This window comes from Plantactinospora sonchi (assembly GCF_036422035.1).
Lineage (GTDB): Bacteria > Actinomycetota > Actinomycetes > Mycobacteriales > Micromonosporaceae > Plantactinospora > Plantactinospora sonchi.
This window is the reverse complement of record NZ_JAZGQK010000010.1, coordinates 1-12388: the sequence shown is the minus strand read 5'-3', so window position 1 is coordinate 12388 and position 12388 is coordinate 1. Positions and strand designations below refer to the sequence as shown.

At 71.9% G+C, this 12388-nt stretch carries 11 protein-coding genes and 1 riboswitch; of the genes, 6 read left to right on the top strand and 5 right to left on the bottom strand.

Annotation, left to right across the window (positions count from 1 at the left end; translation table 11 throughout):
• Positions 1 to 192 precede the first annotated feature (192 nt).
• Positions 193 to 795, top strand: coding sequence for a GNAT family N-acetyltransferase (locus V1633_RS12135; protein ID WP_331214367.1), 603 nt, complete (start codon positions 193 to 195; stop codon positions 793 to 795).
• A gap of 76 nt (positions 796 to 871) precedes the next feature.
• Here V1633_RS12135 and paaN read toward each other — a convergent pair whose 3' ends face one another.
• The 4 genes from paaN to V1633_RS12115 form a co-directional block, all read right to left on the bottom strand.
• The gene (gene paaN / locus V1633_RS12130) at positions 872 to 2536 is read right to left on the bottom strand and encodes a phenylacetic acid degradation protein PaaN (protein ID WP_331214366.1); all 1665 of its coding nucleotides are present in this window, start codon (positions 2534 to 2536) and stop codon (positions 872 to 874) included.
• Between the two features lie 92 nt (positions 2537 to 2628).
• Positions 2629 to 3645: a GNAT family N-acetyltransferase gene (locus V1633_RS12125; protein WP_331214365.1), complete on the bottom strand. Its 1017-nt coding sequence runs from the start codon at positions 3643 to 3645 to the stop codon at positions 2629 to 2631.
• Between the two features lie 436 nt (positions 3646 to 4081).
• Positions 4082 to 5377: a threonine synthase gene (thrC, locus tag V1633_RS12120; protein WP_331214364.1), complete on the bottom strand. Its 1296-nt coding sequence runs from the start codon at positions 5375 to 5377 to the stop codon at positions 4082 to 4084.
• Positions 5378 to 5389: 12 nt separating this feature from the next.
• Positions 5390 to 5524: riboswitch (SAM riboswitch) on the bottom strand.
• A 217-nt stretch (positions 5525 to 5741) separates the two neighbouring features.
• Positions 5742 to 6611 (bottom strand): S24/S26 family peptidase, encoded by an 870-nt coding sequence (locus tag V1633_RS12115; protein WP_331214363.1) that lies wholly within the window; start codon positions 6609 to 6611, stop codon positions 5742 to 5744.
• 364 nt (positions 6612 to 6975) lie between these two features.
• On the opposite strand from V1633_RS12115, the gene V1633_RS12110 reads away from it, so the two are divergent.
• Positions 6976 to 7689: a response regulator gene (locus tag V1633_RS12110; RefSeq protein ID WP_331214362.1), complete on the top strand. Its 714-nt coding sequence runs from the start codon at positions 6976 to 6978 to the stop codon at positions 7687 to 7689.
• A gap of 46 nt (positions 7690 to 7735) precedes the next feature.
• Here the strand turns inward: V1633_RS12110 and V1633_RS12105 are convergent, their stop codons facing one another.
• Entirely contained in the window at positions 7736 to 9097 is a 1362-nt protein-coding gene (locus V1633_RS12105) for a sensor histidine kinase (protein WP_331214361.1), read from the bottom strand.
• 265 nt (positions 9098 to 9362) lie between these two features.
• Between V1633_RS12105 and V1633_RS12100 the strand changes: the two genes are divergently transcribed.
• The 4 genes from V1633_RS12100 to V1633_RS12085 form a co-directional block, all read left to right on the top strand.
• Entirely contained in the window at positions 9363 to 10178 is an 816-nt protein-coding gene (locus tag V1633_RS12100; protein ID WP_331214360.1) for a dienelactone hydrolase family protein, read from the top strand.
• Positions 10179 to 10188: 10 nt separating this feature from the next.
• A complete protein-coding gene (locus V1633_RS12095) occupies positions 10189 to 10467 on the top strand; it encodes a DUF6295 family protein (protein WP_331214359.1) in 279 nt (92 codons plus the stop codon).
• A gap of 270 nt (positions 10468 to 10737) precedes the next feature.
• Entirely contained in the window at positions 10738 to 11691 is a 954-nt protein-coding gene (locus V1633_RS12090) for a hypothetical protein (RefSeq protein WP_331214358.1), read from the top strand.
• A gap of 69 nt (positions 11692 to 11760) precedes the next feature.
• Positions 11761 to 12388 (top strand): GntR family transcriptional regulator (locus V1633_RS12085; protein ID WP_331214357.1); only part of this gene is annotated, 628 nt, incomplete at its 3' end.

The following is a 12388-nucleotide window of genomic DNA, read 5'->3' as shown; positions in this document are numbered from 1 at the left end:
GCCGAAACCGCACCGTACACCAAGGTCGGGCGGCAGCGCACTAGTCCAAAACGGTCAGGCAGCCGGGTACCGGACGACCGGACCGGGGCGACAAGCCATCGGCAACCGTCGCTGCCCAGGTCACCGCCCACCTGAGCAGCCGCGTACCGGACCGGTGACCCCTCGGAACGGTCCGGGGTACGGCGTGCGACCATGACGCACGTGTCGGCTCCCGCACCGGAAACCGCCGCCGGCCCACCACCCGGCATCCCGGCCGAGCCGCGTCGACCGGCCGCCGCCGTCCCAGCCCCACCCGGGCTGCCGACGGTACGTCGAATCCGGCTCACCGACGCCGCGCGGATGCGGGCACTCCGGCTGGAGATGCTCGCCGACTCGCCACTGGCCTTCCTGGAGACCCTCGCCGACGCGGCCGCCCGGCCACACGCCGAGTACGCGGCCCGGATCGCGACGATGGCGACCGGCCACCGCAGTGCCGCGTTCGTCGCCGAGGTCGACGGCCGGCTGGTCGGACACGCGGGCGGCCAGGCGGCACCCGGCCAGCCCGGGCGTACGGTCGTCTTCGCCGTCTACCTCACCCCGGCCTGGCGGGGCAGTGGTCTGCTCGCCGCCCTGGTCGACGAGGTGGCCGCCTGGTCGCGGGCGACCGGACGACCTGAACTGCTGCTGGAGGTCGTGGTCGGCAACAACCGGGCGGTACGGGCGTACCAGCGGCTCGGTTTTGTCGACTCGGGCGTACGGGTGCCGCACCCGACCGTACCGACGCTGCGCGAACTGCAGATGTACCGGGCGGCCTGAGCCCGCACCCGCACACCGGTCAGGAAGGGGCCCTTCCTCTACCGGAAACGATAGGAAGGGCCCCTTCCATGCACCGTCAGCGGCGGGACTGCACCACGCGGAAGCGGCTGGCGACGTAGGCACCGTCGGTGAGGGCGGCGTTCGCCGCCGGGTTGGCGCCACTGCCGTGGAAGTCGGAGAAGGCGGCCGACTGGTTGACGAAGACCCCGCCGGTGAGGTTGCAGGAGAGGTGCACGCCGCACTCGATCGCGGCGGTCTCGGTGGCGTCCAGCACCGTCTCGTCCGTCGAGTAGACCGACGCCGTCAGCGCGCCCTGTTCGCCGACGGTCTGCCGGAACAGCGCCAGGCTGTGCGTGGTGGAGTCGGTGGCGATCACGAACGAGATCGGCCCGAACCACTCCCGCCCGTACGTCGACACGGCGTCCGCGCCGAGCTTCGCGACCAGCGGGGTCCGGACCACCGCGCCCGGATACGTCGGGTGGTCGACCGTCCGGGAGGCGAGCAGCACCTCGCCGACCCCGTCGGCCTCGTTCAGCCGGGCCAGTACGCCGTCGTTGACGACCGCACCGGTCAGCTCGACCGCCCGGGCCGGGTCGCCGGTGAGCTTGCCGACCACCCCGGCGATCCCGGCGGCGACCTCGTCGAAGCTCTTGTGCCCCTGGTCGGTGCTGATGCCGGCGGCCGGCACCAGGATGTTCTGCGGGGTGGTGCACATCTGTCCGCTGTAGAGGACCAACGAGAAGCCGATGTTGCGGCACATCCCGGCGAAGTCGTCGGTCGAGTCGACGACGATCGTGTTGACCCCGGCCTTCTCGGTGTACACGACGGCCTGCCGGGCGTTCGCCTCCAGCCAGTCGCCGTACTCGGTGGAGCCGGTGTAGTCGATGATCCGCACCTCGGGGCGGAGCGCGAGCGTGGAGGCGAGCCGCTCACCGGGCGCCTCGGCGGCGAGCAGCACCAGGTTCGGGTCGAAGCCCGCCTCGGCCAGCACCTCGCGGGCGTACCGGACGGTGATCGCGAGCGGCAGGACGGCTCGCGGGTGCGGCTTGACCACCACCGGGTTGCCGGTGACCAGCGAGGCGAAGAAGCCGGGGTACGTGTTCCAGGTCGGGAAGGTGTTGCAGCCGATGGCGAGGGCCACCCCGCGGGGCACCACGTGGAACGTCTTGGTCATCCGCAGCGGCTCGCCCTTGGCCGGCTTTTCCCAGGTCGCGGTCGCCGGGTGCCGGGTCATCTCCCGGTACGCGTAGGCGAGCGACTCCAACGCCCGGTCCAGGGCGTGCGCGCCGCCGGCCTGGAAGGCCATCACGAAGGCCTGGCCGCTGGTGGCGTGCACCGCGTTCGCCAGCTCGAAGATGTGTGCGTGCAGCCGGGCGAGGATCTCCAGGCAGACCCCGACCCGGGTCTGCGGGCCGGCGTCCCGCCAGCCGGGCAGCGCGGTCGCGGCGGCGGCGAGCAGGGTCTCGGCGTCGGCGTGCGGGTACTGCACACCGAGGTCGATGCCGAACGGGCTCGCCTCGGTGGCCACCCAGTCGACGGTGCCGGGCTGGTCGAGCGGGAACTTGCCGGTGAGGTACGACCGGAAGGCCGCCTCACCGTCGGCGGCGGCGGTCTCGCCGTACACCCGGGGGCTGGGCGACTCGGGATAGGCCGACCAGTAGCCGCGTTCGGTGATGGCGGTCAGCGCACGCTCCAGGGTGTCGGCGTGCCGGGTGAAGAGCGGGTGCGGGGTCTCCGTCATCCCGTCATCATGCCGCAGCCACCCGCCCCGGCCCAGCCTGCGACCCGCGCCGACCTGCCCCGGGGACCGGCCAGGTCACCGGGGCGGCCGTTCTACAGCGTCACCTGCCAGCTGGTCAGTCCGCCGACCGCGCGGAAGCCGAGCGCCTCGTTGATCGAGATCATGTAGCCGTTGGTCGCGGCGTTGTAGGTGTCGATGACCCGCAGAGCCGGCTCCTGCGTCATGACGTACCGGAGATTTTCGATCTTGACGAGGGTGCCCAGCCGGTGGCCCCGGTGGCGCGGCTCGACCAGGGTGATCGACTGGAAGGCGTGCGTGTCGGAACTGGCGCTCATCGTGATCGCCGTCCAGGCCACCAGCCGGCCGGTGGCGTCGTGCCGGGTGCCGCAGTTGTACCAGCGGGCGCCCCGGGCGATGATCGAATCCTCCGCCTGCACGATCCGGGCGGAGTCCGGCTCGGGCGGCTCCCAGGCGATGTCACCGAGCGGGGCGTCCTCGATCAGCCGGCTGTCCAGGTAGGCCACGTCGGCGAGGTACTCGTCCGGGGTCCGGCCGGTCCAGAAGACCGTCGAGTAGCCGTCCGCGCGGGCCCGGCTGGCGGCCAGCAGCCGGTCCAGTTCCGGTTCGTCGAGTGCGGCCAGGTCGAGCCGGCGGCGGATGTCGGTCAGCGCGGGCTGCGCCCCCATCGCGGCGGCGAAGGCGTCGCCGGGGGTATCGGCGGCGCCGTCCGGGTTCATGTTGAAGACCTCGCCGAGCATCCGTTTCCGGCCGAGGTCGCGAACGAGTCCGACAGCGTGGTCGTAGAGCACGCGGCCGACACCCTGCCGACGGTGGGCCGGCCGCACCGAGAGGACGACCGTCGCGTTCTCCCGGTTCTCGAGCTGCGGTAGCCGGATCTCCAGGTAGCCGACGGCGACGCCGTCGAGATACGCCAGCATGTGTCGTTGCTCGTCACCCGGCATCGGGTTCCGGAGTCCGCCGACAAAACGCTGACGACAGTACGGCGCCGCGTCCGGCTGCTCAGCCGCCCAGACCTCGGCGTGGATCCCGTACGCCTGCTCGACGGCGGCGTCGTCGCCCGGATCGAAGGCGGTGACCACGATGTCCATGACCCCGAGGGTGCCGAAGCGGCGGCGAAAACGCGACCGATTATCCCCGTTGCCCGGGCGGGCGGATCGTCGTTGAACACGGGACCGGCGACTGCACCCGGATCGACGGGGTATGCCGGTCGATCGCCGACGTCAGCCGGCTGAAGAAGATTTGGTCGGGAGGGACGCCCGCACAACGCCTCCGGCGCTGGGTCGTAAGAGCTTTGAAAGTCTACGGCGAAGCGCCCTCCCGCACGGAGCATCTTGCGTCCTGCAGATGCAATCGTCAAGCCCCCGTCGGGGTGTTTTCGTCACCCGTGGCAAAACAGCAGCTACGCACCGCATCCATGACGGACGGACGGACCCGGTCCGGGGCGACCGAACGGATCTCACCTGCAAGTTGCACGTGCATCTGCTCGGTCGCCACGCGAACACATGGCGCAAGTTTTTTGGAAAATCAGCCCAGCAGGCCGGCGTCGCGCACCGCGCGCAGCGACGGCTTGACCCGGTACGTCGGCCCGACCTGGCCGGCCACCGCGTCGAGGGTCTTGAGCCCTTCGCCGGTGTTGTAGACGACGGTCTCCGCGTCGGGGTCGAGTCGACCGTTCTCCACCAGCTTCCTGAGTACCGCGACGGTGACCCCGCCGGCCGTCTCGGCGAAGACCCCGGTGGTCCGGGCCAGCAGCCTGATCCCGTCCCTGATCTCGTCGTCGTCGACGTACTCCATCCAGCCGCCGGTACGGCGTACCGCCTCCAGGGCGTAGAGGCCGGCTGCCGGGTCGCCGATGTTGAGCGACTTCGCGATGCCGGTCGGCCGGACCGGGATGATCTCGTCGGTGTCGGCGTGCAGTGCGGCGGCGATCGGGTTGCAGCCGGCCGACTGGGCGCCGAACACCTTCCAGCCGTTCGCCGGCGCCTCGACCAGTCCGATCTCGACCAGCTCGCTGAACGCCTTGTCAATCTTGGTGAGCAGCTCGCCGCTGGCCATCGGGATCACCACCTGCGCCGGGATCCGCCAGCCGAGCTGCTCGGCGACCTCGTACCCGAGGGTCTTGGAACCCTCCGCGTAGTACGGCCGGACGTTGACGTTGACGAACGCGGTGTCCTCGAACTCGTCGGTCTCGACCAGTTCGCCGCAGAGCCGGTTGACGTCGTCGTACGAGCCGTCGATCGCGACCAGGTCACCGCCGTAGACCGCGGTGGTGATCACCTTGCCCTGCTCCAGGTCACCGGGGATGAAGACGATGGAGGGTACGCCGGCCCGGGCGGCGTGCGCGGCGACCGAGTTCGCCAGGTTGCCGGTCGACGCGCAGGCGAACCGGGTGAAGCCGAGCCCCCGGGCGGCGGTCAACGCCACCGACACCACCCGGTCCTTGAACGAGTGGGTGGGGTTGCCACTGTCGTCCTTGACCCAGAGCGGTGCCCGGATGCCCAGCTCGGCGGCGAGGCCGGCGGCCGGCACCAGCGGAGTCATGCCGGGGTCGAGGGTGACCCGGGTGCTCGGGTCCTGACCCGTCGGCAGCAGGGCGGCGTACCGCCAGAGGTTGTCCGGACCGGACTCGATCTGCGCGCGGGTGACCCGGGCCAGCAGGGCCGGGTCGTAGCCGACCTCCAGCGGGCCGAAACACTCGTAACAGGCGTGCTGCGCGACGAGCGGGTACTCGGTGCCACAGCCGCGACAGACGAGGACACGGGCCGGGTTCGGGGCCACCGGGGAGGTCTGGGTGTGGGTCGCGTCGATGATCGACGTCATGGCGAGGCCGTCCTCTCATCTTTCCCTGCGCCGCACGGCGCGGCGGGGACGGAATTGGCACCTGCCTCGCGAGGCCTCGTCATCGAGACAGCGAAGTGGTTGCCGGGGCGTCAACGGGCCGTATCCCTCAGCCCCTCTGGATGAGGTATGAAGTTGTCCGCACAGTCTACGGGTCCGCCCGGCCCTGTGTCCCGGGGCACGTTGACCCTGTGAGCTAGATCCCGGTCGTCATCGGGCGGCGGCGGTCACCGACCCGACGACACCGCCGGGCGTCCTCCGGACCCGGCAGCGGCCCGCCCGAGGGCACGCCGAACTCCGGCCCGGACCGCCACCGCAGCGGCGTACGGCCCGACCGTGGAAACGGTCAGCGGGCACCGACCGGTACGGCCACCCGCGCACCGGCAGCCGCCGCCAACGCGTACGGCACACCGACGCCGAACGCGGCGAGTACCGCCCGGACCGCCACCGGCGCCGGGATGTCGCACAGCGGCGGGCCGACCCGCAGGTGGTGTCGTACCGCGTCGGGCGGGAGGACGGGCCCGGGTCGGGCGGAAGGCGACGGGAGGCCGTACCCGCAGCCGAGCACGATGTCGAGCCGTGCCGGGGGACGCGGTTCCGGCTCCACCAGTCCGGTCCGCAGCCCCGCCACCCCGCGTACCGCCGTGGCGGAGATGCCGATGGTCGTACCGGGCAGGGCGTGGACGGCGCGGGCCAACCGGTCCGGGTCGAGCGTCCCGCCCGCCAGGTGGCGTACCCGGAGCACCCCGTCGACAACCCCGGTCTCCGGCGCCGGGTGGTCACGTTCGTCGACCGACCTGGCCGCCGCGCCGGCGAGCCACAGGGTGACACCACGCGGCGGTGCCACCGGCCGCCGGCCGCCCCAGCCCTTGAGACCGCCGGACAATCCGCGCGGCGGCTCGTCCGGAACCCCGGACACCCGCCCGACCAGGGCGTGGCGGGGCACCGGCGGGTCGTACAACGGGAGGTTGTCCCCGGCGGTGAGCAACCGGTCGCCGAGGTGCGCGACCAGACGGCGCACGGCGAGGTTCCGCTCGTACTCGAAGGCGACCACGTCGCCCGGGCGCAGTTCGTCCCAGTTGGCCGTCTCGACCAGCACCACGCCGGCCGGCAGCGCCGGCAGCATGCTGGTGCCGGTGACCGGCACCCGGGCCGGCCGGCCGGCGGCCACCGCCGCGCGGACCAGCTCCACGAAGCCGGCCGGGGCCGCGTTCACCGGGTGCCTCCCCGCGTCGCTCCGCCGGGCGGACGACCCGTCGACCCGGCCGGTTCGACCCGTACGTCTCGTTCGATCACGTCCCGCTCCCGCTCGTCGCCGTCGGCGAGCCCGTCGGCGCGTTCGGCCGAGCGGCCCGGTGCCGTCCGGTCACCCACCGGACCGGCCCCGGACCCGGCCGAGCGGGCAGGGCGGTCCCGCACAGGTGTCCCGGGCTTTGCGGCGATGGTCACGTATCGTGGCGATTCGGGGCCAGAGTGCAGAAGTGCTGTCTTGACGGTGCACAACCGCCGGTCTACGATCCGGGTCCCGCCATCCATCGATCCCGACGTCGCGATCGCCGCCGAGGGTGAGGTGCCAGGGAGTGTCGTTGATCTCCGTCTCGGTCGTCGACGACGACCGGATGCTGCTGGACGGCGTCGCCGCCTGGCTCGAATCCGCACCCGACCTGCGGCTCAACTGCGCGGCTCCGACCGTCGACCGACTGCTCGCCGCCGAGCGGCAACCCGCCGACGTGGTGGTACTGGATCTGCTCCTGGCGGACGGTTCGGCACCCGTCGACAACGTCCACCGACTCGTCTCGACCGGTCGGGCGGTACTGGTGGTGAGCGTCGTACCGCACGTGGTGCACGGGGTCGACGTGATGCGGGCCGGGGCGTCCGGATACCTGACCAAGGACCACGACCTGCCGACGCTCGCCGACGCGATCCGTACCGTCGCCCGGGGCGAGATCGCGCACTCCCCCGAACTCGCCTTCGCCTGGTCGTCCGACACCCGTCCGGACCGGCCCCGGCTCGCCCCGCAGGAGCGGGCGGTGCTCGTCGCGTACGCGTCGGGGATGACCCTGACCGCGGCGGCGCGCAAGGTCGGCATCCAGCCCGCCACCGCGCGGCGTTACCTGGACCGGGTGAAGGCGAAGTACCACGACGTGGGCCGGCCGACGTACACCAAACTGGACCTCGCCGACCGGGTACGCGAGGACGGGCTGCGCTGGTCCGGGCCAGGCGGGTCGGGGCCGGACGGGCCTGGGTCGGGCGGGTCGGGGGCAGGATCACCCACTCTGGGCGGTCAGACGTGATCCCGTCGCGGGCGTTCCGGCCCTCGACCCTGGGCTGACCGCACACTCACCGCGCCGCGAGCCGGCCCCCGACCTGGGTTCCGGTGCGCAGGTCCACGGTGTCGGACGATGGTTCGGCCGGGTCCTCCGGGTCGTGGTCCGGGTGCTGTGGACCATGTTCCGACCAGAACAGTTCGACACAGGTACCGTGCCCCGGCTCGGAGAAGAGCCGCAGCTCACCACCGATCTCCCGGATCCGCCCCTCGATCGAGCGGCGCAGCCCGAAGCCCGGGCCGGCCCGCTCGGAGTCGAAACCGACCCCACGGTCCACCACCCGTACGGCCAGCACGTCGTCGTGCCAGTCGACGGTGAGCCACGCCTCCCGGGTGCCGGCGTGCCGTGCGACGTTGTTCAACGCCTCCCGGGTCGCGTCACGGATCGCCTCCACCACGTGCCGGGGCAGCCGACCGGGGATCTGCACCGACCGCAGGTGCACCCGTAGGTCCAGGGCCCCCGCGTCGGCGACCACCTCGGCCAGGGTCGCGCCGAGCGTGGTCACCGACTCCGCCTGGTCCTCGGTCAACAGTTGCCGGATGTAGTCCGCCTCGCGGGCGCAGCGCCGCCGGACCTCGGCGGTCCGGTGGTCCAGCCCGCCCCGGGCGATCGCGGTCAACGTGGCCAACGCGGTGTCGTGCAGCCGCCGGTAGTGGTGCAGGCGTTCGGCGAACCGGGCCGCACCGGCCGCCGTCGCGGTCTCCGCCGCCAGTCTGCGCTGGGTCGCCTCGTCGACCGCGCTGGCCTGTGCACAGAGGAACCGACGCATGAAGTGCAGCATGAACGCGAAGAAGATGCTCGAGTTCACGTGGTTCACAAAGCCGGACTCCCAGGGCGGCAGCCCGCCGATCTGTACGGCGGCGGCCGCGACAGCGGTCACCAGGACGACCCCGAGCGCGACGAAGACCGCGCGCAGCGCCAGTACGGCGCCGACCAGTGCCGCCGTACCCAGGGCGAACTTGCCGGCCCAGTTCGCCGCGCTCAGCTCGTAGCCGGTACGGATGTTGGCATTGACCACGACCAGGAGGACAACGGCGACGGTCACGTCCACCATCACGTCGGCACGGCTGAACCAGCCCCGGCGCCACACCCCGACGCCGAGCGCGACGTTCCAGAGCAGCATCAGCAGGAGCAGGGTGATGTTGAGTGCCGGGCTGTGGTAACGCTCCGCCGAGGTGGTCATCCCGACGAACGCGGGCACCACGTAGCTGGCCCGCTGGGCGAAGAGCAGCACCGCGAGGAAACGCAGCGCCCGTTCCCGACCCGGCATCAGGATCATCAACCGGGCGTCGACCCAGCCCAGCCGCGCCTCGGACAGGAAACGACTGATCCGCCGTGACCCCTGCCGTTCGATGTTCGCCGAACCGCTGCTCAACGGTGCCCCCTCGCCTGCTGGTCCGTCATCGCCCGCCGGGCCGGCGGCGCGACGGACGGCTACGGCCGCGCCTCGGAGCGAAGACTACGGGGGCGTGACACGTGGAGGAATGGGGTGAACACAGTCCGACAAAGAAGGGCCTGGTGCGGTGCTGCCGGACGGGTGCCGGACGGGGCCACGAACCACCTGGTCCGGACGTCGGCAGGCAGGAACCAGATCGTTGCCCTAGGCTAACGATCGCGCCGGGCGGAAGCCGTGGACGCTGGTGGGAGAGCTGCCGGACGTCGGCGGCGACCCGAGTCAGACACCATCCCGGCGGGACAGACGGGAGCACAACGTGCAGGACGCGATGCAGGCCGGAACGGTCCGGATCACCGGAGCGGACGGCGACGAGATAGAGGCGTACCTGGCTCATCCGCTCGGGTCGGAGCCGCGCGGCGGGGTGGTCGTCATCCACCACATGCCCGGCTACGACGAGCCGACCAAGGAGATCACCCGCAGGCTGGCCAGTTACGGGTTCGCGGCGATCTGCCCGAACCTGTACAGCCGGGAGGCTCCGGGGGCGAGCCCGGACGACGCGGCGGCGACGGCGCGGGCCCGTGGCGGCGTACCGGACGACCGGCTGGTCGGCGATGTCGCCGGCGCCGCCGACCACCTGCGTGGACTGCCCGGGGCGAACGGCAAGGTCGGCGTGATCGGCTACTGCTCGGGTGGGCGTCAGGCGTTTCTCGCCGCGTGCCGGCTGCCCCTGGACGCCGCCGTCGACTGCTACGGCGCGTTTGTGGTCGGCGAGCCGCCGGAGGGTTTCCCGGTCAAGATGCGACCACTGCTCGACCAGGCGCCCTCGCTGAGCTGCCCGCTGCTCGGGATGTTCGGCGTGGAGGACCAGGCCCCGTCGCCGGAGCAGGTGGCCGAACTGGACCGGGAGTTGACCCGGCTCGGCAAGCCGCACGAGTTCCACAGTTACGAGGGGGCGGGCCACGCGTTCTTCGCGGTCGACCGGCCCAGCTTCCGGCCGCAGGCCGCGGTCGACGGCTGGCAGAAGATCCGCGCCTTCTTCGACCGTCAACTGAGCGCCTGAGGAGGCCGACATGTGCACGTACGTCACGGTGACCCGTACCGTCGAGGGCAGCGGAAAGGGTGCCGCCGGCTGGTTCCCGGTCACCGACACCAGCGTCTACGTCGACCATCCGACGCACGCCCCGTACGGCCACACGGTGAACATCGACTTCCTGAACCCGGCGGCCGGGCCGGGTTCCCGGGTCGCCGTCGAGCTGACCGAGGAGTCGGCACTGGCCCTGGTCGAGGCGATCCAGGCGGCGCTCGCCGCGGCGCCGGCCGGGCTGGCCAGTCGCGAACAACCGGTCTGATCCGTTCGGAGAGTGGGCCGGCCGACCGGTTCGGCCGGCCCCGCCAGACGGTGAGCCGAGTCGGGTCCGGTGCTGTCGCGCACTCAGCCCCTCCACAGGCTTGTCCGGCAAGGATGCTCCCGGGAACACGGAGCATTCGGCCGGATCACGGGCGCCCACACTTCCGGTGCGGGACGGCCGGCGCCTCAGGAAGGACACGGTGTGGGTGTTTCACCGGCACCAGCGGAGATGACCGGAAGAGCTGGTCTCGATGGATCACGGTGGACGACGGTGCGGCGGGTCGCCGGGTGTTCGGCGGCCGCGGCGATGGCGCCCTACTTCGTCATCAAGATTTTCTGGACGCTGCACGGCCTACGGGGCGGCGGACTGCACGACGGGGCCTGGAGCAGGCTCGACTGGGCTGCGATCAACGGGCTGACGGTCGGCATGTCGGGCCTGGCGATCCTGCTCGGCCTCGCTCTGGGACAGCGGTGGGGCATGCGCGTTCCCGGCTGGCTGATGTTGCTGCCAGCGTGGATCGGCGCGGGTTTCCTGGTGCCGGTCATCCCGGTCCTGCCCATCCTGCTCGTGCTGTCTCCCGTCGGCGACGCCGGTGGTGGTGGCACCGATCCGGCCATGCCCGGCTGGGAGGCCGGTCTGCTGACCGTGTCGTTCGCCGGGTTCGGACTCGGTGTGGCGATCGCCGTACCGATCTACGCCGGGCAGAGGTGGCCCGGCGCCCTGACCGGCCGACCAACGGACGACTCCGTCGGCACCGCCTTCCGGAGTGTGCGCGACGTGACCGCACGGTTCGCGGCGGCGATCTGTGTTGTCCTGGGGCTGCCGCAGATCTTCTGGGGTCTGGGCGGGACCCTGGGTCTTCAACCCGCGACGCTGGACGCTCGTGACCCGCAGTGGCATGTCCTGACGGTCAACACGGGACTGTGGGCATTGATCGGCGCGTGGGGCGTATGGAGCCTGACACGTCGCCGCGCGGACTTCCGGGGACGTACCGCGATGCTGTTGACCTGGACCGCGTCCGGATTCCTGTTCGCCTGGGGCACCTGGAAGGCCGCCTTCACGTTTGCCGTGGTGCCGTCGTTCCCTCCGCCGGAGTACCTGTGGGTTCTCGCCCTCCAGAATCATGTCGGCGCGCTCGCCGGCGTGATGATCCTGCTGGTCGGGCTCCTGACGGTGGCCGACCGCAGGCAGGCCCGCACCGCTGACCCGGAACGGACGGTCTGAGGACCTCCAGTTCCGCCGCCGGTGCACCGTGGTTGTCGATAGCGGCAGCTCAGGGCTAACCTACTGGACATGTCTGGACAGGTTGCCCGACTGAAGCACCAGCGGATCGCCGACGAGTTGGCCCGGGACATCCGGGGCGGACGGCTACCGAACGGTGCACAACTGCCCGGCGAGCACGCGCTCGCCGCGCGCTTCGCGGTGAGCCGGAACACCGTCCGGCAGGCCCTCACCGAGCTGGGCCAACGGGGCCTCATCTCCACCCACTCCGGTAAGGGCTCGTTCGTCACCTTCGACGGCCGTCCGCTGGACGACCGGCTCGGCTGGGCACGGGCGCTGGCCGAGCAGGGGGTGCCGACGACGGTACGGATGCTCCGCCTGGCCCTGGTGCACGAGCCCGAACTGGCCGACCGGTTCGACCTGCCGACCACCGAGTACGTCGCCGTCGACCGACTCCGCGCCCTGGCCGGCGGCACCGCGATCTCGATCGAGCGGAGCCGGATCCCGGCCACCGGTCCCCTGCGTGAGCTGCCCGAACGAGGTCTGTCCGGATCCCTCTACGCGGCCCTGCGCGACGCCGGCCTGGTCCCGTCCTGGGGTGAGGAGTGGGTCGAGGTGGGCCGGGCCCCCCCGCCCCCCCCCCCCCCCCCCGGCGGCGCCCCGCGGCCACACCAACACCCCACCCCCCCACACCCCCCCC

Bases quoted from the DNA above. Each gene is read 5' to 3' on its own strand.
- V1633_RS12135 (WP_331214367.1), top strand. From the start codon at position 193: ATGACGCACGTGTCGGCTCCCGCACCGGAAACCGCCGCCGGCCCACCA.
- V1633_RS12125 (WP_331214365.1), bottom strand. From the start codon at position 3,645: ATGGACATCGTGGTCACCGCCTTCGATCCGGGCGACGACGCCGCCGTC.
- thrC (WP_331214364.1), bottom strand. From the start codon at position 5,377: ATGACGTCGATCATCGACGCGACCCACACCCAGACCTCCCCGGTGGCC.
- V1633_RS12095 (WP_331214359.1), top strand. From the start codon at position 10,189: ATGTGCACGTACGTCACGGTGACCCGTACCGTCGAGGGCAGCGGAAAG.
- paaN (WP_331214366.1), bottom strand. From the start codon at position 2,536: ATGACGGAGACCCCGCACCCGCTCTTCACCCGGCACGCCGACACCCTG.